Annotated in this window: 29 protein-coding genes and 2 pseudogenes; 16 read left to right on the top strand and 15 right to left on the bottom strand. The window is 64.1% G+C overall.

Features of this window, described 5'->3' with window-relative positions; all coding sequences use genetic code 11:
* Positions 1 to 20 precede the first annotated feature (20 nt).
* Positions 21 to 2,084, bottom strand: a complete 2,064-nt coding sequence (locus tag DC31_RS04215; RefSeq protein ID WP_036277324.1) for an ABC transporter ATP-binding protein — start codon at positions 2,082 to 2,084, stop codon at positions 21 to 23.
* A gap of 232 nt (positions 2,085 to 2,316) precedes the next feature.
* On the opposite strand from DC31_RS04215, the gene DC31_RS04210 reads away from it, so the two are divergent.
* The gene (locus DC31_RS04210) at positions 2,317 to 3,726 is read left to right on the top strand and encodes an MDR family MFS transporter (RefSeq protein ID WP_081813726.1); all 1,410 of its coding nucleotides are present in this window, start codon (positions 2,317 to 2,319) and stop codon (positions 3,724 to 3,726) included.
* A gap of 21 nt (positions 3,727 to 3,747) precedes the next feature.
* Here the strand turns inward: DC31_RS04210 and DC31_RS19845 are convergent, their stop codons facing one another.
* Positions 3,748 to 3,882: a hypothetical protein gene (locus tag DC31_RS19845; protein ID WP_268748213.1), complete on the bottom strand. Its 135-nt coding sequence runs from the start codon at positions 3,880 to 3,882 to the stop codon at positions 3,748 to 3,750.
* A gap of 82 nt (positions 3,883 to 3,964) precedes the next feature.
* On the opposite strand from DC31_RS19845, the gene DC31_RS04205 reads away from it, so the two are divergent.
* The 5 genes from DC31_RS04205 (at position 3,965) to DC31_RS04185 (ending at position 6,493) form a co-directional block, all read left to right on the top strand.
* Positions 3,965 to 4,444, top strand: a complete 480-nt coding sequence (locus DC31_RS04205) for a DUF6328 family protein (protein ID WP_036277322.1) — start codon at positions 3,965 to 3,967, stop codon at positions 4,442 to 4,444.
* 107 nt (positions 4,445 to 4,551) lie between these two features.
* Positions 4,552 to 4,851, top strand: coding sequence for a Fe-S cluster assembly protein HesB (locus DC31_RS04200; RefSeq protein WP_036277320.1), 300 nt, complete (start codon positions 4,552 to 4,554; stop codon positions 4,849 to 4,851).
* 201 nt (positions 4,852 to 5,052) lie between these two features.
* The gene (locus DC31_RS04195; protein ID WP_442921853.1) at positions 5,053 to 5,547 is read left to right on the top strand and encodes a flavin reductase family protein; all 495 of its coding nucleotides are present in this window, start codon (positions 5,053 to 5,055) and stop codon (positions 5,545 to 5,547) included.
* Between the two features lie 14 nt (positions 5,548 to 5,561).
* Positions 5,562 to 6,152, top strand: coding sequence for a 1-acyl-sn-glycerol-3-phosphate acyltransferase (locus DC31_RS04190; protein ID WP_036277315.1), 591 nt, complete (start codon positions 5,562 to 5,564; stop codon positions 6,150 to 6,152).
* Positions 6,149 to 6,493 (top strand): LysR family transcriptional regulator, encoded by a 345-nt coding sequence (locus tag DC31_RS04185; RefSeq protein WP_036277312.1) that lies wholly within the window; start codon positions 6,149 to 6,151, stop codon positions 6,491 to 6,493. The genes DC31_RS04190 and DC31_RS04185 overlap by 4 nt, the downstream gene beginning before the upstream one ends.
* Before the next feature lie 3 nt (positions 6,494 to 6,496).
* Here DC31_RS04185 and DC31_RS04180 read toward each other — a convergent pair.
* Positions 6,497 to 8,162 (bottom strand): annotated as a pseudogene (locus DC31_RS04180) (ABC-F family ATP-binding cassette domain-containing protein).
* A gap of 40 nt (positions 8,163 to 8,202) precedes the next feature.
* On the opposite strand from DC31_RS04180, the gene DC31_RS04175 reads away from it, so the two are divergent.
* Positions 8,203 to 8,643, top strand: a complete 441-nt coding sequence (locus tag DC31_RS04175; protein ID WP_152545334.1) for a DUF6630 family protein — start codon at positions 8,203 to 8,205, stop codon at positions 8,641 to 8,643.
* 22 nt (positions 8,644 to 8,665) lie between these two features.
* Positions 8,666 to 9,109, top strand: a complete 444-nt coding sequence (gene arfB, locus DC31_RS04170; protein ID WP_036277307.1) for an alternative ribosome rescue aminoacyl-tRNA hydrolase ArfB — start codon at positions 8,666 to 8,668, stop codon at positions 9,107 to 9,109.
* A 105-nt stretch (positions 9,110 to 9,214) separates the two neighbouring features.
* On the opposite strand, the gene DC31_RS04165 is transcribed toward arfB, so the two are convergent.
* The 4 genes from DC31_RS04165 to DC31_RS04150 form a co-directional block, all read right to left on the bottom strand.
* Complete coding sequence (locus DC31_RS04165) at positions 9,215 to 9,664, bottom strand: HEAT repeat domain-containing protein (RefSeq protein ID WP_235201332.1); 450 nt, start codon at positions 9,662 to 9,664, stop codon at positions 9,215 to 9,217.
* Between the two features lie 17 nt (positions 9,665 to 9,681).
* Positions 9,682 to 10,203: a COG4315 family predicted lipoprotein gene (locus DC31_RS04160; RefSeq protein ID WP_036277305.1), complete on the bottom strand. Its 522-nt coding sequence runs from the start codon at positions 10,201 to 10,203 to the stop codon at positions 9,682 to 9,684.
* Positions 10,204 to 10,269: 66 nt separating this feature from the next.
* On the bottom strand, positions 10,270 to 10,974 hold the full coding sequence (locus DC31_RS04155; protein ID WP_036277302.1) for a zf-HC2 domain-containing protein: 705 nt from the start codon (positions 10,972 to 10,974) through the stop codon (positions 10,270 to 10,272).
* On the bottom strand, positions 10,971 to 11,477 hold the full coding sequence (locus DC31_RS04150; RefSeq protein WP_036277298.1) for a sigma-70 family RNA polymerase sigma factor: 507 nt from the start codon (positions 11,475 to 11,477) through the stop codon (positions 10,971 to 10,973). Before DC31_RS04150 ends, DC31_RS04155 begins: the two co-directional genes overlap by 4 nt.
* Before the next feature lie 82 nt (positions 11,478 to 11,559).
* Between DC31_RS04150 and DC31_RS04145 the strand changes: the two genes are divergently transcribed.
* Positions 11,560 to 12,033 carry a DUF2231 domain-containing protein gene (locus tag DC31_RS04145; RefSeq protein ID WP_235201331.1) on the top strand — a complete coding sequence of 158 codons (474 nt, stop codon included), beginning with the start codon at positions 11,560 to 11,562 and terminating at the stop codon, positions 12,031 to 12,033.
* A gap of 3 nt (positions 12,034 to 12,036) precedes the next feature.
* On the opposite strand, the gene DC31_RS04140 is transcribed toward DC31_RS04145, so the two are convergent.
* A complete protein-coding gene (locus DC31_RS04140; RefSeq protein ID WP_051606393.1) occupies positions 12,037 to 12,531 on the bottom strand; it encodes an alpha/beta fold hydrolase in 495 nt (164 codons plus the stop codon).
* Positions 12,532 to 12,734: 203 nt separating this feature from the next.
* Here DC31_RS04140 and DC31_RS04135 point away from each other — a divergent pair, with 203 nt between their 5' ends.
* A complete protein-coding gene (locus DC31_RS04135) occupies positions 12,735 to 13,085 on the top strand; it encodes a hypothetical protein (RefSeq protein WP_036277295.1) in 351 nt (116 codons plus the stop codon).
* A 15-nt stretch (positions 13,086 to 13,100) separates the two neighbouring features.
* On the opposite strand, the pseudogene DC31_RS04130 reads toward DC31_RS04135, so the two are convergent.
* A pseudogene (locus DC31_RS04130) lies at positions 13,101 to 13,342 on the bottom strand (Txe/YoeB family addiction module toxin); the annotation flags it as partial.
* Positions 13,343 to 13,626: 284 nt separating this feature from the next.
* Here DC31_RS04130 and DC31_RS04125 point away from each other — a divergent pair.
* The gene (locus DC31_RS04125; protein ID WP_036277643.1) at positions 13,627 to 14,439 is read left to right on the top strand and encodes an arginase family protein; all 813 of its coding nucleotides are present in this window, start codon (positions 13,627 to 13,629) and stop codon (positions 14,437 to 14,439) included.
* Positions 14,440 to 14,847: 408 nt separating this feature from the next.
* Complete coding sequence (locus DC31_RS04115) at positions 14,848 to 15,333, top strand: tetratricopeptide repeat protein (RefSeq protein WP_036277292.1); 486 nt, start codon at positions 14,848 to 14,850, stop codon at positions 15,331 to 15,333.
* A gap of 89 nt (positions 15,334 to 15,422) precedes the next feature.
* Here DC31_RS04115 and DC31_RS04110 read toward each other — a convergent pair whose 3' ends face one another.
* From DC31_RS04110 to DC31_RS04095, 4 genes are all read right to left on the bottom strand, one after another.
* Complete coding sequence (locus DC31_RS04110) at positions 15,423 to 15,887, bottom strand: hypothetical protein (RefSeq protein ID WP_051606392.1); 465 nt, start codon at positions 15,885 to 15,887, stop codon at positions 15,423 to 15,425.
* Between the two features lie 93 nt (positions 15,888 to 15,980).
* On the bottom strand, positions 15,981 to 16,742 hold the full coding sequence (locus tag DC31_RS04105) for an SDR family NAD(P)-dependent oxidoreductase (RefSeq protein WP_036277290.1): 762 nt from the start codon (positions 16,740 to 16,742) through the stop codon (positions 15,981 to 15,983).
* A 425-nt stretch (positions 16,743 to 17,167) separates the two neighbouring features.
* A complete protein-coding gene (ychF, locus tag DC31_RS04100; protein ID WP_036277288.1) occupies positions 17,168 to 18,241 on the bottom strand; it encodes a redox-regulated ATPase YchF in 1,074 nt (357 codons plus the stop codon).
* 173 nt (positions 18,242 to 18,414) lie between these two features.
* On the bottom strand, positions 18,415 to 19,155 hold the full coding sequence (locus tag DC31_RS04095) for a class I SAM-dependent methyltransferase (RefSeq protein ID WP_036277286.1): 741 nt from the start codon (positions 19,153 to 19,155) through the stop codon (positions 18,415 to 18,417).
* 59 nt (positions 19,156 to 19,214) lie between these two features.
* Between DC31_RS04095 and DC31_RS04090 the strand changes: the two genes are divergently transcribed.
* The 3 genes from DC31_RS04090 to DC31_RS04080 are packed head-to-tail and all read left to right on the top strand — an operon-like array spanning position 19,215 to position 21,607.
* Positions 19,215 to 19,820 (top strand): exonuclease domain-containing protein, encoded by a 606-nt coding sequence (locus DC31_RS04090; protein WP_036277281.1) that lies wholly within the window; start codon positions 19,215 to 19,217, stop codon positions 19,818 to 19,820.
* Between the two features lie 59 nt (positions 19,821 to 19,879).
* Entirely contained in the window at positions 19,880 to 20,284 is a 405-nt protein-coding gene (locus DC31_RS04085; protein WP_036277279.1) for an ankyrin repeat domain-containing protein, read from the top strand.
* 48 nt (positions 20,285 to 20,332) lie between these two features.
* Positions 20,333 to 21,607, top strand: a complete 1,275-nt coding sequence (locus tag DC31_RS04080) for a DNA recombination protein RmuC (protein WP_036277277.1) — start codon at positions 20,333 to 20,335, stop codon at positions 21,605 to 21,607.
* Here the strand turns inward: DC31_RS04080 and DC31_RS18045 are convergent.
* Together DC31_RS18045 and glpX are read right to left on the bottom strand one after the other, a co-directional pair.
* Entirely contained in the window at positions 21,604 to 21,897 is a 294-nt protein-coding gene (locus tag DC31_RS18045) for a hypothetical protein (protein ID WP_036277269.1), read from the bottom strand. The genes DC31_RS04080 and DC31_RS18045 overlap by 4 nt on opposite strands.
* Positions 21,898 to 22,028: 131 nt before the next feature.
* A complete protein-coding gene (gene glpX, locus DC31_RS04070) occupies positions 22,029 to 23,015 on the bottom strand; it encodes a class II fructose-bisphosphatase (protein ID WP_036277267.1) in 987 nt (328 codons plus the stop codon).
* A gap of 183 nt (positions 23,016 to 23,198) precedes the next feature.
* Here glpX and fbaA point away from each other — a divergent pair, with 183 nt between their 5' ends.
* Positions 23,199 to 24,227: a class II fructose-bisphosphate aldolase gene (gene fbaA, locus DC31_RS04065; RefSeq protein WP_036277266.1), complete on the top strand. Its 1,029-nt coding sequence runs from the start codon at positions 23,199 to 23,201 to the stop codon at positions 24,225 to 24,227.
* Positions 24,228 to 24,231: the final 4 nt, after the last annotated feature.

Raw genomic sequence — 24,231 nt, 5'->3', positions numbered from 1 at the left:
GATCGCTCACTGACCGTCTCTCACCCCTCGTCGGGATAGCCTCGAGGACCCGGACCGGGGCCATCGAGCAGCGGCACCGGAGCAGTGAGTGCATCAACGGCGTCCTCGGCGACGGAACCTTCCGGCGCACGATCTGCACGCCGATTCGCGAACGCCGCAGCGATGCCGCCGGAAACTGCGCCTTCGATGACCGTTTCGACCTCAAGCACGCGGGATGCCGCGACCTGCTGTGCCGCGAGCTCGGCGTACAGGCCACCGTGCGCGAGCAACTCGCTGTGCGTGCCGGACTCGACGATCTGCCCCGCCTCGAGAACGTGAATGACGTCGGCTCCCATCACCGTCGACAGGCGATGCGCGATCGAGATCGTCGTCCGGCCCTTCGCAGCCTCATCGAGGGCCTCTTGAACGACCCTCTCTGACACTGTGTCGAGTGCCGAGGTTGCCTCGTCGAGCAGCAGCACTGGCGGATCCTTCAGCAGCACCCGCGCGATCGCGATGCGCTGCTTCTCCCCACCAGAAAGTCGGTATCCGCGCTCGCCAACCACGGTGTCATAACCGTGCTCGAAGCCAGCGATGATGTGGTGGATGTTCGCTGCCACGCACGCGGCAATCAGCTCCTCTTCTGAAGCGTCGGGTTTCGCGTACATCAGGTTCTCGCGAATCGTGGCGTGGAAGAGGTAGGTCTCCTGCGACACGATGCCGACGTTGTCGATGATCGATTCTTGCGTCAGGGTGCGCACATCGGCGCCGGCGAACAGGACCGCTCCCCCGTGCGCTTCGTACAGGCGCGGCGCGAGGTACAAGATCGTCGTTTTACCCGCACCAGACGGTCCGACGAAAGCAACGTGCTGGCCGGGATTTGCCACGAACGAGACGCCCTGAAGAGTCGGACGGGAATCCGCCGCGGCATCCGGATACCGAAACACAACCCGATCGAATTCAATGCGTCCGAGCGGCCCGGGCGCCTCAACGACGGATGTCGCTCCCGGAGCATCCTCGATCTCAGGAACGAGGTCGAGGTACTCGAAGATGCGGGCAAACAGCGCAGACGAGGTCTGCAGGTCGAGCGAGACGCGCATCAGCCCCATGAGTGGCTGCAGCAGTCGGGCCTGCACGGTCGTGAACGCGACGACAGTCCCGGCGGTGATCGCTCCGGCACCCCCGGCGATCAGATAACCAGAGACGAGGTAGATCACGGCGGGCACTGACGCCATCAGCACCTGAACAACCGCGAAGAAGCCCTGGCCGCTCATGGCCCGCCGCACCTGCAGCTTCACCTGGTTCTGGTTCTCAGCCTGGTAGCGCTGCGACTCGGCGCGCTGACGGTTGAAGGATTTCGAAAGGAGCATTCCCGAGACGCTCAGCGTCTCCTGGGTGATCGAGGTCAGCTCTGAAAGCGACTCCTGTGTCTCGCCAGCAATCCGCGCTCGCACCTGGCCGACGCGGCGCTGGACGATGATGAGGAACGGCATCAGCACGACGGCGATGATCGTCAGCCGCCAGTCGATCAGAATCATCGCGACAAGCGATGCGATGACGGTGACGACGTTGCCCAGGATGCTGGTGACGGTGTTCGTGAGCACGCCAGAGACGCCGCCGACATCGTTCTGCAGTCGAGACTGGATGACACCGGTCTTGGTGCGGGTGAAGAAGCCCAGCTCCATCGCCTGCAGGTGTTCAAAAAGACGCACGCGCAGGTCGCCGGTGACGCTATTGCCGACCGTGGAGGTCAACCAGGTCTGGCCTACGCCGAGCACGGCAGAAAACAGGAAAAGTCCGACCATCGTGAGCACGAGGCGGATCAGCAGACCAATCTCGGGACTGCCGCCGTCAACCGGGAACAGCGCATCGTCGAAGATCCGCTGGACGATCAGCGGCGGGATGACCGCGATCGCGGCGCCGACAACCACAAGGATGCCGGTGAGCACGATGCGTTTGACATAAGGACGAAACAGCCCGACGACACGCGATCCGAGTCCGGTGATTTTCGGGGCCTGTGCGTTCAGCTTCTTCTGCGCTGCCTCATCGACACCCCGAAAACCGCCGCCACCGCCACCACCGCGTCCACCGCCGCCACCACCCATGCTCATTCGGTCAGCCTATCTGCGAGAAACTTCCCTCTGGCGGGAATGGGAGCACAGCGAGGGGCGTTATTCTGGATCGTCGTCCGCGAGCGGATGCCGTATCTGTCGGCTCCGCGATTGGCCTTCCGCCCACCCCACCCGCTGAGGAGACGTTTTGGCCACCACATCTACCGGTTCATCGACCGGTTCTATCCCCACTGCGAAGTCGGCGCCGCTGATCGCGCCCTCAGATATGCGTGTGATCTGGCTACTGTTGGTGGCTGCGTTCGTTGCGATCCTCAACGAGACCACGATGGGCATTGCGATTCCGCACCTGAACACTGACCTCGGCATCCCGCCCGAGCTCGGTCAGTGGCTCACGAGCGCGTTCATGCTCACGATGGCGATTGTGATTCCGACAACGGGGTTCCTGCTGCAGCGCTTCACGACGCGGCAGGTCTTCATCGCCGCGATGAGCGCTTTCACGCTCGGAACGCTCGTGTGCCTGGTCGCGCCTGGTTTTGAGATGCTACTCGTTGGCCGTGTCATCCAGGCAGGCGGCACCGGCATCATGATGCCGCTGCTCATGACCACCATCATGAACGTGGTTCCCCCGCAGTCCCGCGGCCGCATGATGGGCCGCGTCGGACTCGTCATCTCTCTCGCGCCTGCCATCGGACCGACTCTCGCCGGCGCGGTACTGAATTCATTCAACTGGCGGGTGCTGTTCGCCATCATCCTGCCGATCGCTCTGATCGCCCTGGCGATGGGCATCAAGTGGATGACGAACCTGGGCGAAACACGCAAGGCGCCGGTCGATGTGCTGTCGATCGTGCTGTCGGTCTTTGGTTTCGGTGGTGTCGTATACGGACTCAGCCAGTTCGGCGGCGGCGGTGAATCAGGCGGCGCGACGATCGGCGTGATCTCGCTCGTCATCGGTGGCGCCTCGCTGGCGTTGTTCGTCTGGCGCCAGCTCGTCCTGCAGCGCGTCGACGATGTGCTGCTTGACCTACGCGTGTTCCGCTCTGGCAACTACACAATCGGCGTGATCATCATGGCGATCCTCGCGCTGTCGATGTTCGGCACGCTCACCCTGCTGCCCCAGTACCTGCAGAACGTTGCTGGTCTCGATGCGCTGCAGTCGGGACTGATCCTGCTGCCGGGATCGGTGTTGATGGGGCTCCTCGGGCCGATCATGGGACGCATCTATGATGCGCGGGGCACGCGCACGCTGCTGATTCCGGGCACGATCATGGTGTCGGCCGCACTGTTTTTCTATTCAACGGTCGGCGAGCACACCGAGTGGTGGATGCTGGTCCTCTCACAGACCGTCATGTCGGTGGGACTCGCGATGTCGTTCACGCCACTGTTCTCAGCATCACTGGGGTCGCTGCGCCGTCGCTTCTACTCGCATGGATCCGCCGCGCTGAATACGATTCAGCAGGTCGCGGGGGCTGCCGGTGTCGCGTTGCTGACGGTGACGTATTCGTCGATCCTGCACGCGGGCGAAAACGCAGGGCTCCCGACCGCGGTCGCGGGGGCGCCCGGTGCACGATTGGCATTCCTGATCGCCGCGATCATCTCGCTCGGAGGAGTCGCGCTCAGCGCTTTCGTTCGCAAGCCCGCTGACGACCAGGAAGAGGGTGCGCACGGCGGCCACTGACCGCCGTGGAGCGAGCGGGCTCTAGGCTCCAGGCATCGAGCAGGAGCCGCCGCCACAGCAGGCGCCAACGCTCGGGTCGCCCAGCAGATTCAGTCCAGCAGGTGCCGCCAGCGTGTCCACGTCCGGTGTGGATTCCGAGGTCTGAGAAGTACGCATCCCCCTATGCTACGCCCGCGTACGACAAGTGGCACGTCTTGTGGGGTGGACAGTACCGCTGCTAAAGCGGAACACTCAGAGCATGAACGATTCCCCCGGCATGAGCGACGATGGCAGAGGCGAGACGTCAAACGAGCGCGCGGATCGCAACTGGGATGAGCTGATGCAGGAGTTGCGCGTAATGCAGACCGGCACTCAGGTACTGTCGGGCTTTTTGCTCGCGGTCGCCTTCCAGCCGCGATTCACCGAACTCGACGATCTGCAGCGCGGTCTGTACATCGTGCTCGTGGGACTCGCTGCGCTAGCGACAATCCTCGCTCTCACCCCAGTGGGGATGCACCGATCATTGTTCGGGCAACACCGCAAACCCGACCTCGTGCGGTTCGCATCTCAGATCGTGAAAGCCGACCTCGTCGTCATCGGCGCTCTCAGCATCGGTGTAGTGACGCTTATCGTCGACTTCACGCTCCAGCGGATAATCTCGACCGCAGTGCTCGCCGTCGGTACAGTCCTTGTCATCGCCCTGTGGGTAGTGCTTCCGAGGTTGATGCGACGAGGTTGAGAGGTTCCTGCGAATTCGGTTCTGAGGTTGCAGCATCCGTCGCACTGCGGAATCGTAGCCCGGACATGTTCCGTCTGGGGCATGTCCGCAACCGGAAGGAGAGTCTTTTGCTCACCCTCACCGAGAATGCAGATGCCGTCGTCACCACCATCGTCGGCCGAGAAGAAACCAGCGCGGAAGCCGGGCTGCGTATCCAGACCGCTGACGGGCAAGGCCCGAGCGGAGAAGCACGATTCGCAGTGCACGTCGTCACCGCACCCGAGGCCGCCGACGTGATCATCGAAGGAGACGGCAGCCGTGTCTTTCTGGAAGAGAATGCCGCCGAGGTACTCTCTGACAAGGTGCTCGATGCTGGTGTCGATGATGCCGGAGCGGTCAGCTTCACGATCCTGCCGCAACCGGCGTAAAGCTTCACCGGAAGGGGCGTCGAATCACCTTCGGCGCCCCTTTCGCGCGTCCCCTACATTTCGGCATGTTTCGATCGGCGAGCAGGCCGGGGTGTCGATCTCTAGTGTCACGGTATGACCAGCTTGCCTGCACCCACCGCCTCCCGTCATGACGAGAGCCGCCCTGTCGAACGTCACGAACTCGGCTCGGTGTCTGCTGACATGTTCAAGTCGGTGTTTCGTGGGCACCCGTCGGGCGTCGCCGTCATTACCGCGCAGAGCGAAGCGGGGCCAGTAGCGCTGACCGCGTCATCGGTGTCGTCGGTGAGTGTTGACCCGCCGCTGTTGATCTTCTCCGTCTCCAGCCTGTCGTCGGCGGCACCGGCGATCTTGAACGCCTCAACGATCGTCGTACACCTGCTCGATGCTGATGACATTGCGATCGCCCAGCTCGGTGCCACCAGCGGAGTGGACCGATTCGCTGACACGACGACGTGGGCTCCGCTTCCCACCGGAGAGCCGGTGTACGCCGGCTCCCGGGCGTGGGTGCGCTGCGCGATCGTGAGTCGGATGGATGCCGGTGGCTCCACGGTCATCGCCGCACACGCAGTCCAAGCGCACATCGATCGCGACGTCGAAGCCGGTACGCATGGCAATGCACTCGTCTACCAGAACCGCAGCTGGCACCGTCTGAGCGAGGAATCTCAGCTGGGGTGATCTACGGTTGAGAGGTGCTTCGACGACTCATTTCTCGTATCTTCTGGCGGTTCAGCCGGTGGACGCTCGCCGGGAACAGCGCCCCGCAGCGACCGACGGTTCTCGTGGGGGCGCCTCATACGTCGAATTGGGACTTCGTGTTCATGCTCGCGATCGCATGGCGCCTCGGCATCGACATGCGCTGGCTGGGGAAGAACAGTCTCTTCCGCGGGTGGCGAGGACCCCTCATGCGCGCGCTGGGCGGGATTGCCGTTGACCGCTCTGATCCCCGCACGGTCGTTGCCGATGTCGTCGAGCGAATAGATGCCGGCGAGGTGTTCGGCCTGGTGGTCACACCAGACGGCACTCGAGGCGGCAACGAATACTGGAAATCGGGCTTCTACCGCATCGCGCGCGAGGCAGGAATGCCGGTGACCCTCGGATTCGTGGACCGCACCACTATGACGACCGGCCTTGGCCCCACTCTCGATATGACCGGCGATGTTGCCGCCGATATGGACCGCATCCGCGCGTTCTACGCCGACAAGTCAGGATTTCGTCCTGAGCTGCGCACCGAGCCGCGCCTGCGCGACGAGAACCCGCTCGACTCGAAGGAATCCTTATGAACATCACCCTGCTTCAGCGTTTTGTCGCGGTCGCCGACGAACTGCACTTCCCGCGAGCAGCCGGGACGCTCGGCATTCCCCTCGCTGCTTTGTACACATCGATCGAGAAGCTCGAGGATGAGGTCGGACAGCCGCTGCTCACGCGTGGAAACCCCACCCGGCTGACTCCCGTCGGAACGATGTTCATCGACGAAGCCAAGGCGATGATCGCCGCCGCACCCGCCCCCGCCGAGAAGCCGAAAGTGCCGGCTGGCGGCAAGGCAAAGGCGTCGAAGGGCAAAGGCCGAGCACCGGTCGTCAAGGGTCAGCCGAAGCCATTCAAGAAGCGCCAGGGGCGCTAGCTCTTACAGCTCGCTGACCTGACCCGCCTCGACGCGCCAGCGCCGGTCAGTCTTCACCGTGTCGAGCATCCGCCGGTCGTGTGTGACCAGCAGTAGCGTGCCCTCGTAAGATTCCAGCGCCTGCTCGAGCTGCTCGATCGCCGGAAGATCGAGATGGTTTGTCGGCTCATCGAGCACCAGCAGGTTGACGCCGCGCACCTGCAGCAGCGCCAGCGCGGCGCGTGTGCGCTCTCCCGGCGACAGCTCATCGACCGGACGATTCACGTGATCGGCTTTGAGCGCGAACTTCGCCAGCAGGGTGCGCACCTCGCCGGAGGCCATCTCCGGCACGAGTGCCTCAAAAGCCGCAGCGAGCGGCTGCACGCCTGTGAACAGCGACCGCGCCTGGTCGATTTCTCCGACCTGCACGCTGGCACCAAGACTCGCGGTTCCCTCGTTCGGAAGCTGCCTGCCCAGCAACGCACGAAGCAGCGTCGACTTGCCCGCGCCGTTAGGCCCGGTGATGCCGATGCGGTCGCCGGCGCTCACCTGCAGTGACACCGGGCCCAGGGTGAACGATCCTTGGGTGAACACGGCAGAGCTGAGGGTGGACACCACCGAACTTGAGCGCGGTGCCGAGCCGATCGTGAACTCGAGCTGCCACTCTTTACGCGGCTCTTCAACCTCATCAAGCTGGGCGATCCGGCTTTCCATCTGGCGCACCTTCTGCGCTTGCTTCTCGCTCGATTCGGTCGCTGCCTTGCGTCTGATCTTGTCGTTGTCTGGTGACTTCTTCATGGCGTTGCGCACGCCCTGGCTCGACCATTCGCGCTGGGTTTGTGCACGCGAGACGAGGTCGGACTTCTTGTCGACGAACTCGTCGTACTTCTCACGTTGTGGCGGCGAGCGGTCGCGCGTCTTCGAGGTACGAGTCGTACCCGCCACCGAAAACACGATTGGATGCTTGCACGAGGTCGAGCTCTAGCACTCGTGTCACGCAGCGAGCGAGGAACTCACGGTCGTGACTCACCAGCACCACGCCACCGCGGAGGCCACGCACGAACGACTCGAGGCGTTCAAGACCGTCCAGGTCCAGATCGTTGGTGGGCTCATCCAGCAACACGATGTCGAAACGCGAGAGGAGCAAAGCTGCCAGCCCGACGCGGGCGGCCTGCCCACCGGAGAGCGACGTCATCAATGCATCCGCGACCTCCTCGTCGCCAAGGTCGAGTCCCAGATCAGCGAGCACTGCGGGGAGTCTGTCCTCGAGGTCGGCGGCGCCGCTGGCCAGCCAGCGCTCGAGAGCTGCGGAGTAGACGTCGGCGGGATCTGGCCCCTCGTTCGTCGCAGCCGTGGTATCGCCGAGGGCGGCAGCTGCGGCATCCATGTCTCGGCTTGCCTTGGCACACCCAGTGCGGCGCGCGATGTACTCGGCGACCGTCTCCCCGACGACGCGTTCGTGCTCCTGCGGCAACCAGCCGACGAAGGCATCGGCGGGCGCCAACGAAATGGTGCCGCCCTGTGGCTCATCGATGCCGGCGAGGAGGCGAAGCAGCGTGGATTTTCCTGCACCGTTCGCGCCGACGACTCCCACGACATCGCCAGGGGCGACGGTGAGATCGAGAGCATCGAAAAGGGTGCGATGGCCGTGTCCGCCGGCAAGGTCGCGGGCCACCAGTGTTGCGGTCATTGCTCAATCCTCCCATTCGCGGACTGCTAGCGTCGTCACCATGGCTGAGTCCCCTGGCATGAACGACTGGACGCGTCTCTGCGAACTTCTGGATGATGACCCTGAACTCCTGCCGGCCGTGCGGCTCGCAGTGGCTGGCGACGAAGATCCGTGGACAGCCCTCATCGACGGACTGGACGACGCGGGAGCGCTCGCCTACCTCGAGGTGAACGACACCGGCATCGAACTCGCCGATGCCCTTCCCCCGCTGCCGCGCGTCTTCGCGACCGGCGTCGAGCTTGACAAGGTCGGCGATGTCGAAGGGGATCTGACGGCCGCGATCGTTCGCGCCGACAGTCTCCTGGCATCCCGTGACCTTCGTATCGTCTATCTCGACGAAGACTCCGATGCGTACCCGCTCGTGGTGGTACCAATCGCAAATGTCGCCGAGATCCTCGAGATCACCGAGCGCTTAGGATTCACGGCCCGGATTTTTCCGTAGCTCATTGCGGCAGACTGAGTACGTGGATGACCTGCATGTACCTCCGGGCCCCGGCGCTCCTCGCGGCCTCAGGGTTCCGGCGGGAGAGCTCGTCGAGCAGTTCTCTCGCGCCTCCGGCCCGGGCGGTCAGGGCGTCAACACCACCGACTCGCGCGTGCAGCTCAGCTTTGACGTCGGTACCACGAGCGCGCTGAGCGATATTCAACGCACGCGGGCCCTGGAACGGCTCGCATCGAGGCTTTCGGGGACTATCCTCATCATCAGCGCCAGTGAACAGCGCTCCCAGCGGCAGAACCGGGTTGCCGCACGGCAGCGGCTTGCCGAGCTTCTTCGCGAGGCGATCGTACCCGGCATAGTTCGTCGATCAACGCGACCCACGAAGGGATCGCAGCGCCGGCGACTCGAAGGAAAGCGCCAGCGTTCAGAGACCAAGAGCGGCCGTAGACGGCCTAACGATCAGGGCTGACCGCTACTCATTTCTTGGGGAAGCGGGTGCGGAGGGCGTCGAGCCCCTGCTGGGCTCCGCGACGCACCTCGATCTCAGGATCCTTGAGGAGGGCGCGGACGCCATTCATGTTGGCGACGGAACCCACCGTTCCCAGAGCTCTGCTGCCGCGACACGCACGCGAGGCACGCGGTCGGTCAGCAGTTCTGCGAGTTCGGATGCGGCGGGCAGGTTGCGCGCTGCGGCAACCCTCGCACCCATCTCGCGCACGCGCCAGGCGGGGTTGTTCAGGGTTCCGATCACGACGGGTGCGGCCGAGTCATCCCAGACATAGAGCAGTGCGCGGGCGCCCCAGAGTTCAGGCCAGTACAGCACAGGCGCGCCATCCAGAATGCCCTGAGCGTGCTCTCCCCCCACGAAGAGAAGAAAGTCCTCACCCTCATTGTTGCCAGCAAGCAGCGAGAGCGAACGCTCAACGACCGCGGGCTCGCCGTACCGCTCGACAGCAGCCGCCAGCCGTTGCTCAAGAGGAAGGTCGACGGGGACTGACGGGGAGTCTGCTGAGTTACGGGCCACGGTACAACCCTAGGCTCTCACTGTGCCATCCGCTCACCGGCAGGCGACAGCACCCACCACACGCCGTTGATCCCCTGTCCCATGACATCACCGGGCGCGCCATCTCCTGCGTAGTAATACAGCGGCCAGCCGTTCAGGGTGACTTGCATGGCACCGTCCACACCGGTGATCGTGCCGACTTCGCCCGACACGCCTTCGAGCTCAGGCATATCGCCAGAGGTCGTCACTGCCGGCCAGTTCGTTGCACACTGTCCCTCGCAGCTACTCGTCTCAGCCCCCTGCGTGTCGTTGTCGAACATATAGACCGTGAGACCCTCACCGTCCACGACGATCTCACCGAGCGACGATTCAGCGGTAGCCAGCGATGCCCCACCCGCGGATGGCGCCGCCTCAGAGGGCGCCGCCTCGGACGATTGAACACCCCCGTACCCAGGATCCGCACCTCCTGTCGAATCTCCGGCCGTCGAGGCACATCCGGCGAGACCGAATGTGAGCAACAACGTGGCGCCGAGAACGGCCATCGTGATTTTCGAGTTCATTTCGAGCCTCCTGCTCCGCAACCGGAAGTCCGGTCACGGTAGACACGAGTGCGGCGCGGCTCTGGTTCACTCCGGGCCGAAATCTCCCGGATCACTCCGCATCAGCACAGTGCCTGTCGCCACGGCACGGATCTCGACGGCTGCGATCGCAGACGCGTCGAGCGCAGTTCCCGCGCTCAGCCGTGTCGTCGACTCCGGATATGCCCGCCAACTGGACAATTCGCTCTCGGTGCCGTCAGTCGCGATCACGACGAGGGCGTAGCCCCATCCGTCTGGTGGCGCATCGACGTTCTTCTCGTAGCGGCACGTCATGTCGATCCGCGTACCCCAGGCCACCTCGGTGAGTGCGACAGATGCCGTCAGCGGCGCTTCCTCGACGGGTTCGAGTGCGACCGTCTGCGATGCGGCGGGGATGAGGGACGACACGATGGGAACTGCCGCGATCCCGATGACGAGTGCGACGGCGGCCGCGATCCCGCCGACCCACCACGTCCGACGCCGACGGGCGCGGGCCTCGCCGAGCTCGATCACGCTGTTGCGTCGCGTTGGATCGGGCCCCGGCGACGGTGCATCTGTATCGAGCAGCGCTTGGGCACGCTCCGGAAGGACGCGAGACAGCAGACCCAGCGTCGGTGCAATCTCCGCGACGGCGGCGCGGCAGACTCCACACTGCGCAAGGTGCCTCTCGTAGAGCGCACGATCGGCGGGACTGAGTGATCCCAGAACATAGGCGGCATCCCAGTCCGCGAAGCGCGAGTGATCCGAATTCATCGCGTCACTCCTTTCTCCTGCAGTGCCAGGCGCAGGGCTCGAAGACCGTAGTGCAGACGGGACTTGACCGTGCCTTCGGCGACAGCGAGGTCCTCCGCGATCTCGGCGACGGTCAGCCCGCCATAGTAGGCGCGGACAACGACGGTGCGATGAGCGTCGGTGAGAGTGGTCAGCGCCTCCTCGATGAGGATGGCGTCGAAGATAGCGTCGGTGGCGTCACGCACGGCCGACTCGGGAGGCTCCGGCATCGCGATTTCCCGGCGATGGTGCGCACTGCGTACCTCGTCGATGACCAGGTGGCGCGCGACGGTGTACATCCACGACCGAGTAGTGTCCGGATCTTCGGCGAGGATCCGAGGCGTGCGCCACGCGCGCAGGAGCGTCTCCTGCACGACGTCGTCGGCTGCGGCATGATTTCCGGTGAGATGCACGACGTAGCGCCAGATCGGGGCCGCGTGCGCGTCATAGAGCGCGCCCAGTCGCGCCGCGTCGTCGCTCGGCATCCTTAACCTCCCTCAGGAGACACGAGACCGGGACGCGTCAGGTTCATCTGAACCGATTTGCGTGCCGCCTCGTGTTCTGAGTATGGACCTGCTGGAGATCTCAGGGCTCCCCCTGCACCCACTCATCGTGCATGCCGTTGTCGTGCTCCTGCCGTTGACCGCGTGCGCTCTGCTGCTCGGCACCTTCGTCCCAGCCGCCCGTCGACGTCTCGGCGTCGTGACACCGATCGCCTCGCTGGTCGTGCTGGCACTCGTTCCCATCACCATCGCGGCCGGTGAATCGCTCAAGGAAGTGGTCGGAGCTTTGCCGTCGGTCCAGCATCACGAGATGCTGGGGCGGATGCTGCCGCCTTGGGCGATCGCGTTGTTCATCGTTGCCGCTGCTCAGTGGGCGTGGTTCAGGTTCCGGCCACGGCCTGCAAATCGCCAAGCGACCAAGGGCGACCGCGCAACCGTTGTTGTCTTCGCTGTGGCCGCGACGGTGGTCGCAGTGGGCAGCACAGTCATGGTCATCCTGATCGGCGAAGCCGGTGCACGAGCGGTGTGGGGCGGATGAGGCTTAGTCCCAGTCGAGGTAATCCTCGATGGCCCAACTGGTCGCGCCCATGTGCGTTTCGGGGAACATATGCCCAGCACCTTCGATCGGGACAACGCTCACCAGGCCAGGGGCCGCGGCCTGCAACTTCTCGCCGTTGACGGCTGGCGTGATCTCGTCGTGGGTTCCCTGGATGACCAGAACCGGGATGCCGGCGGCGAGCGCACCCGGTACAAGCGCTGACTCTTCAACGCCGAGAAGCAGCACACCGTTGACGCGATCGTGATGATCGAGCGCGACTGTGCGTGCGACGGACCCGCCGAAGGCATGCCCACCTACCCACGCATTCGTCACTGCAAGATGATCCATCACGTCAACGACATTCTGTGCCAAATCGTTCAGGGATGCCGCGGTATCCGCCCAGCGCGAACCGATCCGCACGATGCGGAAGTCTTCCTGGGCGACGGAGTGAGCGAGCAGCCCCAGGTAGGTGATGTCGAGTCCCTGCCCAGGAATCAAGACGATGGCGGGGCCGTGGCCTCGACGGCATACGGGATCGCCCGGCCCTCAGGGTCGAAGATCTGGATGTCGGTCATGCTCGTGATTCTCCTCGTTGCGCGGGCGATCTCTCGTGCTCCAACTTTACGCGGGGTGCTACGGGGATCAGGACGATGTGCGCTCTCACAGAGACAAGACGTCATAGCCTGTGGTCTACTCGCCGCATGGGATTCCTGAAGCGGTACCGATCTACGGGCGCTGATGCGCTGTTCGGCAATCCCACTCGAGCGCATCACGGTGTCGCGATGGAAGGGTATTTCTGGCGCATTACCGACCTGCGACGGGTCGTGTGGTCATCGCGCTCTGCGGCGCCAATGAAGGCCCTCAAGGTTCATGGGCAACCATCGGACTCGCCGCGTGGCCCGCCGGTTTCGTTCGCACCGAAGCGCTGGATGGTGCGTGGACCGATCCGGATGGCCTCGGCGTTCGTGGTGGCACCGACGGACGGGACGCCTCCCCCCGCGTTCGAGGGTGATGAGCGCATAATCAAGACGCTCCTAGACCGCGCGGCGTAGCGGCCGCCCAGCTGCTCAGTAGTGGTATCGAGCCTGCAGAATCACCAGGTCGTCGCCGTCGACGATATATACGAGTCGGTGCTATTCGGTGATGCGACGCGACCAAGCGCCATGCGCGCCGTACTTGAGCTGCTCGGGTTTACCGATGCCTGCACAAGGCTCCCGCAGACAAGCGTCGATTAGTGTGTTGATTCGTTTGAGGATCTGGCGGTCAGCGTCTGCCAGTGCTTGTAGTCCTCCCACGCCGACTCGTCCCAGTCTGACGAACCTCACGATCGCGGTGACCGCACCAGAACCGACGCTCTTGGCGACGTCGGTGACGAGCATCTCGGGAACGAGATCGGGTTCGAAGAAGTCGGCAGCCATCAGACGAATCTCTGAGCGGATGGGGCGGCTTATGCGAATTGTGCAAACATTGGGTGCGATGCACCGGGGTGGTCCGCAGCGACAGGCTTCGAATGAGCAGCCGTGGACGGACACTGCCGCCAGGATGGATGCTCCGTGGCCCGCTGATCGGCGGCAGCTCTCGGAAGGAACGAATATGACACAGGATTTCGAGATCATCATCTCGCAGGGCCGCGTTGCGGATCGCACGGATGGCGCGTTGAGAGGCGCTCAGGCAGCCGGGGAGGCGCTGAGTGCTTACCTCGATCACACCCCGGTCATCGTCGGGACGCCGTCTCCAGGCGCGGTGGACGACTGGAGCGTCGCGCTTCCCGCCGCACGGCAGACGCTGGAGGGCCTGCAGGATGCCGTCACCGCTGTTTTGGACGCCGGTCAAGTACCGCTTCTTCTGACCAACACCTGCGCGGCGAGCTTGGGCACGCTGCCGACTGCCGCGGCCCGGTACCCCGGAGCGGTCGTGCTGTGGATCGATGCCCACGGAGACTTCAACACACCTGAGAGCACCGACTCCGGATATCTGGGCGGAATGGTACTCGCGGCCGCATGCGGGTTGTGGGACAGCGGCCACGGCGCAGGTCTGAACCCCGAGCAGGTCATCGTCGTGGGCGGACGCGACATCGACCCGACTGAAGCTGGCCTACTGGCAGGAGCCGGCGTTCGCGTGCTGTCCCCGAAAGAAAGCACCCCCGCGCGCGTGGCGGAGCTTGTAGCCGGCCGTGAAGTGTGGATCCATGTGGACTGGGATGTGCTCGAGCCGGGGTACATCCCCGCGGCCTACCGTGTACCTGGCGGGCTGCTACCGCATCAGATCGCTGACATCTTCGCAGCGCTCCCGGTGGACCGTATCAAGGGGGTAGAACTCGCAGAATTCGAGTACGGCGCTCCCGAGGTGCCGTCACAGGTCAGCGTCGAGCTAATTCTCGAGACGTTTCAGGCTCTGCGGCGCTGAGCGTCGTTTGAGATGACGTAGTCGCGCTTGATGCCTGCGGTGGCGCGACCCCAATCGCTCGCCGCAACGCGCGCCTGGTGCGCATCGAACGCTGCGCGATCCACGGACCTTTCGCTTCACCTGCCAGATGAGCGGATCTGCTGTTGCTCGAACTAGGAAAGAGACGCAGCCAGGTTCTGCGGGCGTCAGTTCGACATGCCAGGGTAGCTGTTGGGCAACGGATGCCCCTGCTCCGCGTTCGGTCCTCTGATCCTGCGAGCGGCAACGCCGATACTCCGGAGACTCTCCCGAGGAATGCTTTGCCAGGAGCATCCAGCGGATGCGGCGGCTCATGCGGCGCGGAGCAACCTCTGGGTCGTCTGTCGCTAGTGTCGCCCGTTCGATTCGCGTCGTGGCAGAGTTGGTGCCATGACACCGGCAGTTGAACAGTGGGAGGCCTCCGTCGCCGACCTGTGGGAACGCTTCGACTCGTTCGATCGCGATGACGGCGTGGCCGCGATGCGTGAGTTGTCCACGGTATGCCCGGCAACCGACGGTAGGGCGGCGTTCGAACTTGCGGGCATGTACGACTCCATGGGATTCGAGGCTGAGGCCGGCGCAGAATACGAGCGCTCTCTCGAACTCGGCCTCGACGCAGCCAGGCATGCGCAACTCGCCGTCCAGTACGGGTCGACCTTGCGCAATCTCGGCCGCCTCGACGAGGCAATCGCCATACTTCAAGCCGCGCCGACGCATGAATCGACGGGTTCCGCACCCCGCGTCGTGTTGGCGCTGGCTCTCCATAGCGCCGGACGCAAGGATGAAGCACTCCGGGTCGCCATCGAAGCGCAGATAGAAACGTTGACTCGCTACCAGCGTTCAATGCGCAACTATGCCGCCGCGCTCACTGAGTAGGCGACTTCACCATGTTCCGGTATTGAATACGCCATTCGACACTCCGCGAGGCGGCATCGACGGTGCCATACCGTCGCAGGCCCCGGGCGTTACTGCCCGTCGGCTCGCCGCAGTCGCGCCCCGACAACCACGAAGAAGGCGCCAAGCCCGGCAGCGAAGGCGCTGACTCCGTATGCAAGTACCGAGGTCATCAGGGAGGTGCGCAGCGATGCCGCGGTCGACAGCGCCGAGCTGTGGTTGCGCAGTTCGGCCGCTTCGTCGCTGCTTCCGTCGATAACGCGCAGCGCATCACTGATATCGGCGAAGGTACGCCCGCCCGCGCCGCGCTCGGCGTTGCTCTTGATGACGAGCGCCTCGACGTAGGCAGTCACCGGGTCTTGAACCGGCTTGCCCGCGAGAATCGGTGCATTGCCGGGCACCGTGATCTTCTCGTCGCGCAACTGCTTCGTCACGGTGCACCAGGCACCTGCACCCGCAGCGATGAACAGCGTGCCAGCGACGATGGTGAGCCCCCCGACACTGCGGATGGCGGAGATGGTGGCATGAGATGTCATCGTTGATCCTTAGTTGTTGAAGCGGACCAACGTCTGGCGCGCCAGTTCACGAGGAACTGTGCGCCAGCATGTTGGAGCGCAGAGCCGTAGCGCTCAGTGGGCGGTGGTCCCAGCATCGATCGGGTAGACGCCACCGCTGATAAAGCCCGCCTCAGGGCTCGTGAGATACAGCACTGTGGAGGCGATCTCCTCCGGTGACGCAGCGCGGCCGAGGGCGTTCGCGCCGGTCACCTCGGCCCACTTGGCCGGGTCTTCCTTCCAGACCTGGGTCATCGCCGTGTCGACGAGCCCCGGTGCGATCGCGTTGACACGGATGCCATCCTTGCCGTGATCGATGGCCGCTGCCTTAGTGAGCCCTGCGACACCGTGCTTGGCTGCGACGTATGGTGCCATGTCGGGATCAGCGATGAGCCCCGCGACGGATGCGGTGTTCACGATGGCTCCCCCGCCGTGCTCCTTCATGTACGCGATTTCGTACTTCAGCGGGATAAAGACGCCGACGAGGTCGACGGCGATGACCTTGCGGAACGTCTCGACGGTCTGCTCGACGAGAGGTGCGACAGGCGGCAGTACGCCCGCGTTGTTAAATGCAACGTCGAGGCTGCCGAAGGTCTCCACTGCGGTCTTGATGAGGTTCTTGACGTCGTCCTCCTCAGTGACGTCCGTCTTGACGAACACTGCCCGACCCGCGTGCTCCGCGTTGATGAGCTCGACAGTCTCGGTTGCGGCCGACGACACGTCGCCGATAACGACATTCGCATCCGCTTCGGCATATGCGCGGGCCGTCGCACGGCCGATTCCTGTGGCACCGCCCGTGATAACGACGGTTTTCCCGCTGAAGTCGAACTTGATCATCTCAGTCTCCTTTACAACATGTATGCATTTGCATATATGTAAAGCCAACGGCAAACTGGGTGCAAAAAATTCCGCGCTGGGCAGGAGTCTATCCTGGCCAGAACGGGTCCGCCGGCATATCGAAGCACTCCCCACCCACGCTGGGAACGCGCACCCCAACGGCGCGCTCGTCGTGATGACGCCTCAGCTCACGGTCGGTGCGCGAGCCTTGAACGTCTCCCGAATCACAGCGATCCGGCGCGACGCAACATCCATCGCGAAAGTCAGGAACTCACCGGCGTGTCCTGGCTGAACGTGTTCCGCCAACCGCCGCGCCTTGGACCCACAGCGAGCTCACGAACATCGCCTCTGACCCATGGCTTCCGGGCCGCCGATAATCGGCGCGATAAGAGAGCATCACAAGAAGCACGGAGAAGGGCAAGCGACTACACGTTGAAGCGGAACTCCACCACGTCGCCATCCTGCATGACATATTCCTTGCCCTCGAGCCGCGCCTTGCCCTTCGAGCGAGCTTCGGCGACAGATCCGGTCGCGACGAGGTCTTCGAAAGAGATGACTTCAGCTTTGATGAAGCCCTTCTCAAAGTCAGTGTGGATGACGCCAGCCGCCTGCGGAGCCTTCGAACCCTTCGGGATCGTCCAGGCGCGAGCCTCCTTGGGACCAGCAGTCAGATACGTTTGCAGCCCCAGAGTGTCGAAACCAATGCGAGCGAGCTGGTCGAGACCCGACTCGTCCTGGCCGGTCGACGCGAGCAGCTCCGCAGCGTCTTCGGGGTCGAGATCGATGAGCTCTGACTCGATCTTCGCGTCGAGGAAGATCGCATGTGCCGGCGCGACGAGTTCGGCGAGTGCCGCCTTGCGCGCAGCATCCGTCAGCACGCCCTCGTCGACGTTGAAGACAAAGATGACGGGCTTGGCGGTCAGCAGTCCGAGCTCACGGATCGGCGCGATGTCGATGCCACTCGTTGACAGCAAGATGCCGCGCTCGAGGGCATCCTGCGCCTGCTTCGCCGTCTCTAGAACGATCGGCTCGGTCTTCTTGCCTCGCACTTCCTTTTCGATACGCACGATCGCCTTCTCGAGGGTCTGCAGATCGGCGAGCATCAGCTCGGCGTTGATCGTCTCGAGGTCATTCTTCGGGTTGATGGCGCCGTCGACGTGCACGACGTCACTGTCGTCGAAACCACGGACGACCTGTGCGATGGCATCCGCTTCACGGATGGTCGCAAGGAACTTATTGCCAAGCCCCTCGCCCTCACTCGCACCGCGCACGATCCCGGCGATGTCGACGAACGACACCGCGGCGGGCAGAATGCGCTCGCTGCCGAAGATGTCCGCCAGCACGCGCAGTCGCGAGTCAGGCAGGTTGACGACACCCACGTTCGGCTCGATCGTCGCGAACGGGTAGTTCGCTGCGAGCACGTCATTCTTGGTGAGTGCGTTGAAGAGGGTGGACTTGCCGACGTTGGGCAGGCCGACGATTCCGATAGTTAGAGCCACGGGGTAAGAGTCTACCGGGGCGGATGCTGGGTGCTATTGCGCTGGCCGCGAGCAGACCGGCGATGCCGGGCGCGTCCCCGCTCCCGTGGCGTGTCCCACAAGATGCGGTCTCAGCCATCCGGGACCCGCAACTTCTCGGACATGCCCCACCGCCGAGTACGGTAGTCGCCGCGTCAGCCCCGCACGGCGCGGAAGGCGCGCGTTATGTACGGCAGGTCAATCGTGCCCCCGGCATCGAGACCGAGCTCGTCGAACAGAGCGTCCATGCCCGCGCGGATGCGCGCCTTCTCGTCATCGGATGCTGTGATGACATAGCTGCGCGACGCTGCCATCTGATGCAGCTGCGCACGAGTGATAGGACGCACCCACTCCCACTCCTGCTCTTCCAGCTCACCGAACGGGTGACAGACCGTGGGTCCAGACGCAGCCAACATCTCTTCCGCGGCGCTCGCGTGCATGATCTCGGTGAGCCGACGCACCCACTCCGTGCGCGCATCGCGCGAGTTCCAGATCAAACCGAGCGTTCCCCCGGCGCGCACGACCCGGCCGATCTCCGCGGACGCTCGGACCGGATCGACCCAGTGCCAAGCCTGCCCCAGGACCACCGCGTCGAGACTCCCAGCGGGAAGCGGCAGCTGTTCGGCCGTGCCGTTGAATGTGGGGACGCCCGGAACGCTTTCACGCAACTTAGCGAGCATCATCGGGTCAGGATCGATCGCGATGACCTCAGCATCCGGGCTCTCCGCAAGCACGCGCGTGAGCTTTCCCGTGCCAGCGCCGACGTCGGCGATCCGACGTGACGCGTGCGGCATTTTCTCGAGCATCCACGCGACAGCTTCAAAGGGATATTCCGGCCGTGCCGCCTCGTAACTGTCGGCCGCAGCCCCGAAAGAAGTCGCCTTTGCGTCGCTCATGACGCCAGCCTACGGCGAGCCTGCGACAGACCCGACCTATCCGAGGAGAGGGTGGAATCGTGCCTTTGGACTTCACCGCAATCGACTTCGAGACGGCGAACTCCAGCGCCGCCTCTGCTTGTTCCGTCGGACTCGTCCGCGTCCGCGATGGCCAGGTCGTCGCCACGGCTGGCTGGCTGATTCGTCCGCCGGCAGGGCACGACGAGTTCCAAGAGTGGAACACCAAGATCCATGGCATCCGGTCGACGGATGTCGTGAATGCCGCCACCTGGGCTGAACAGTTCGACCGACTGTGCGGCTTCGCCGGCGCCGATGTTCTCGTCGCTCACAACGCGGGTTTCGACCTCAAGGTTCTCCGCACCGCTGCCGAAGTTACCGGCGCGGAGTGCCCACCGTACCGCTCGCTGTGCAGCTTGCAGGTTGCCCGACAGACGTACGAACTCGAGTCGTACCGCCTGCCGAAGGCGGCTGAGGCTGCCGGATTCGCGGAGTTCTCGCACCATGATGCGCTGGCGGACGCTCGCGCCTGCGCCCAGATCGTCATCGATGCCGCCCGCCGGGCCAATGCCGCAGATGTCGACGCGCTGGCCGAGAGCCTCGGCATCCGGGTAACGGAGCCGCGCGTCGCCGATTCACGTGTTCTCGTGGAAGAACGCGCCGCCTGAGCAGCGATGCATCCGTGCCGCTCTCGCGCCACACGCCCCTCTCGCGCCACAATAGGAGCATGACGATCCCCGACGACTCCCCCGTCAGCCTTGAGGTCATTGAGGGCACCTTCGATCTGGCTCGCCAGGGTCGCACCGGCCCACTCGGCGAGATGATCGACGCCGGTGTGCCGATCGATGTGCGAAACCCGCGCAATGACACTGTGCTGATCGTGGCGACCTACGCCGAGCAAGAGAGCACCGTCGCTGATCTGGTGCGACGCGGCGCCGATCTGGATGCCGTGAACGCCAACGGACAGACCGCGATCTCGTGTGCGGTGTTCCGTAAGAACGAGACGCTGCTGCGCATGCTTCTCGAGGCTGGTGCCGATCCGGATGCCGGTGGCCTGTCTGCTGCAGCGATCGCAGATCAGTTCGCCCTCAATGAGATGCGCGCCATTGTCGACGAGTACGCGAACCGTTGATCGGAGCGGCATCCCACCAATGTCAGACACCCTCGGCATCATGGCGGTATGGATGCTTGGCTGATCGTTCTTCTCACCGCCGCCGCCCTCGCGGTAGGAATCGCCGTGGGCTGGTTCGCGTGTTCCGCCCGCGCAGCGAACGAACGCACACACGCCGCTACTGAACTCGCACGTGCACAGGCCGAGCTCGCGGCAGCACGCGACGATCGAGATCGGCAGTACGACCTGTATCGCGATGCCGTCGAGCACGCGCGGATAGAGCAACACGCTGAGGCGCAGCGCGTGCAGCAACAGAACGCCGTGCTGACGGCGCTTGCGCCGGTGCGCGAGTCGCTGCAGCAGATGCAGAACAAGGTGACCACCCTCGAGCAAGAGCGACATGCTCAGTTCGGCTCGCTGGCCGAGCAGTTGCGCCGCGCGCAAGAATCCGACGAGGCGCTGCGCGCGACGACCGAGTCGCTCGCGGGCGCGTTGCGATCAACTTCCACCCGAGGTGTGTGGGGCGAGGCACAACTGCGAAGGGTCGTCGAAGCGTCTGGTCTCACCCGGCATGTCGACTTCGACCTGCAGTCCACGATCTCCTCCGATCGCGGTCAGGGGCGCCCCGATATGGTGATCCGGCTCGCTGGCGGCACCTCGATCGCGGTCGACGCAAAGGTGCCGCTCGACGCGTACCTCGAAGCCAGCGCTCTCACCGGCGGCGGCGCGCAAGAGGCCGAGCGCCGTCAATACATGCAGAAGCACGTCAAGGCGGTGCGGGCGCACGTCGACGCACTCGCGAAGAAGGCGTACTGGTCGGGGCTAGATGCGAGCCCTGAGTTCGTGATCTGTTTCCTGCCGAGCGAGTCGCTGCTCGCCGCAGCGATCGATGAAGACCCCACGCTGCTCGACTATTCCTTCGGGAAGGGTGTAGCGCTTGCCTCGCCGGTGAACCTCTGGGCGGTATTGAAGACGGTGGCGTTCACGTGGACGCAACATGAGGTCTCGACCGAGGCACGCACACTGCTGAAACTCGGCACACAACTGTTCGAGCGGATCGGCACCATGGCCGGGCATGCCGACGATCTACGCCGCGCCCTGGAGCGCACCGTCGACAGCTACAACCGGTTCGCGGGTTCGCTGGAGAGTCGAGTGCTAGTCACTGCTCGTCAGTTCCCCGGCATCGACGCATCAGCACTCGATGACGGGCCTCCGGTAATCACCGCGTCGGCGCGCAAGTTCACAGCGCCTGAACTGGTCAACGACCTGGCCATCGACGAAGAGCTGACCGCAGGAGTGCAAGCCGATCTTGGCGCGGTGCGCGAGCGGCTAGACGAACGTTAGGCGCCGTTCGGCACCCAGCTGAGCAAGGCGATTACGACGCCAGAAGTGGCAACGAACGCGCCGATCATCCACCACGAGCTGAGCTCATGGCCCTCGTCACGGCGAACGCGGAAGAATACATCTGGACGGCGTGCCGGGTCGATGTGCGCAGGCACGGTAGTTGCGGCTGCAGCGGCAGCAATCCGAGCGGCCTCGTCTTCTGGTGCGATCCGCAGGATGCGGCCAGTGTTGGTGGTGACCATGTTCGTCGGCAGTGGCTTACCGCCGCTACGCGTCTGCTCCGTGGTCATCTCTCACCCTCCTGGATGCCATCGTAAAAATGCTTTGATGGCGACGAATCCAGGCACCATTGTGCCAGCAATGCCTGAGAAAGGTTGGAGGAGCGAGACTCAGAGCCGTACCGGCTCGGTAACGATGCGCGTTAGAGCCACTTCGAGACGAGGTGCTCCGAAGCGATGCGACGAAGGGTTCCGGAGGCTCCACGCAGCACCACAGACTCCGTGTAGACGTAGTTGCCGTCGCGACGAACTCCGGCAACCAGCTGGCCGTCGGTCACGCCTGTTGCGACGAAAAGCGTGTTGTCGCCCTTCACAAGTTCGTTGGCCTCATACACGTAGTCCATCGTGAGCCCCGCGTCGATGCCACGCTGACGCTCGTCATCATCCCGTGGCCACAGCCGCCCCTGGATGTGTCCGCCGAGCGCCTTGATCGCGCAGGCCGTGACGATGCCCTCGGGGCTGCCGCCGACACCGACACACATGTCGGTGCGCGCGCCATGGCGGGCTGCGTTGATGCCGCCAGCGACGTCACCGTCGCTCATCAGGCGGGTGCCAGCACCGGCTTCGCGAATCTCCTCGATGAGGCGTTCGTGGCGCGGACGGTTCAACACGGAAACGACAATCTCATCGACCGGCTTTCCGAGCGCCTTCGACAGCAGGCGAATGTTTTCACCGACGGGCAGACGAATATCGACGATGCCGACGCCGGCGGGGCCGGTGACGAGCTTGTCCATGTAGAAGACGGTGGATGCATCAAGCATCGTGCCTCGATCGGAGACGGCGATCACCGAAAGGGCATTCTGGCGGCCTGCCGCAGTCAACGATGTGCCATCGATCGGGTCGACCGCGATGTCGCACTCAGGCCCGCGGCCCGAACCGACGACTTCGCCGTTGAAAAGCATCGGGGCGTTGTCCTTCTCGCCCTCGCCGATGACGACACGACCCTGGAAGTTCACTGTTCCGAGGAAGGCGCGCATCGCGTCAACGGCTGCACCATCTGCAGCCTCTTTGTCACCTCGACCGATAAATGGCACCGCACGGATCGACGCTGCTTCGGTCGCACGCACCAGTTCCAGTGCGAGATTACGATCGGGACGCAGGGGGCTCATATCAGCCGTCAGACTCACCATTGGGCCAGCATATCCACGCCATCGCGTGAAACAGCCAGTGTTTCGGGCGAATTCAGACGAAGGAATCGGTTTTCTTAACGACAGCGAAGACTGCGATGTCCAAGACGCCTCTGGCCACGGCATCCGCTCGACGCCAGCGATAGAGTGAGCAGTGTCCCGGCTTCATCTATCGCAGGAGTTTTCATGCCCGTCGCCACTCCGGATCAGTACGCAGAAATGCTCGACCGCGCGAAGGCTGGTGGCTTCGCGTATCCCGCGTTCAACGTCTCCAGCTCGCAGACCATCAACTCCGTGCTCCAGGGCCTGACCGAGGCTGGCTCTGACGGCATCATCCAGGTGACCACGGGCGGTGCCGACTACTTCGCCGGCCACACCGTGAAGGCTCGCGCCACCGGCGCACTCGCCTTCGCTCGCTACGCCACCGAGGTCGCCAAGAACTACCCGGTCACGGTTGCGCTGCACACTGACCACTGCCCGAAAGATGCCCTCGCCGGATTCGTCGAGCCGCTGATTGCCGCCTCTGAAGAAGAGGTCAAGGCCGGTCGCAACCCGATCTTCCAGTCCCACATGTGGGATGGCTCGGCGGTGCCGCTTGCCGAGAACATCGAGATCGCCAAGGATCTCCTCCCCCGCATGCGCGCGATCAACGCCATCCTCGAGGTCGAAATCGGCGTCGTCGGTGGCGAGGAAGACGGTGTGCAGCACGAGGGCTCGAACGACGCTCTCTACACGACGATCAGCGACGTGACTCAGGCTGTCGAGGCGCTTGGCCTCGGCGAGCAGGGTCGCTACATCGCAGCACTCACCTTCGGCAACGTGCACGGCGTGTACAAGCCGGGCGGTGTGAAGCTGCGCCCCGAACTGCTGGGCGAGATCCAGGAAGGCATCGCCGCCAAGTTCGGCACCGGTCCTAACCCGCTTGACCTCGTGTTCCACGGCGGCAGCGGCTCGACCGACCAGGAGATCGCGACGGCGGTCGCCAACGGCGTCATCAAGATGAACATCGACACCGATACCCAGTACGCCTTCACGCGTGCGGTCGCGGGCTACATGCTCAGCAACTACGAGGGTGTGCTGAAGGTCGACGGCGAGGTCGGAAACAAGAAGCTGTACGACCCCCGCGCATGGGGCAAGGTCGCCGAGTCCGCGATGGCCGCTCGTGTCATCGAGTCGACCCGCCAGCTCGGCTCATACGGCAAGTCCAAGAGCTGATACT

The organism is Microbacterium sp. CH12i, assembly GCF_000685355.1.
Classification (GTDB): Bacteria; Actinomycetota; Actinomycetes; order Actinomycetales; family Microbacteriaceae; genus Microbacterium.
The sequence above is the reverse complement of the archived record's forward strand: the minus strand, read 5'-3'. Positions and strand labels throughout refer to the sequence as shown.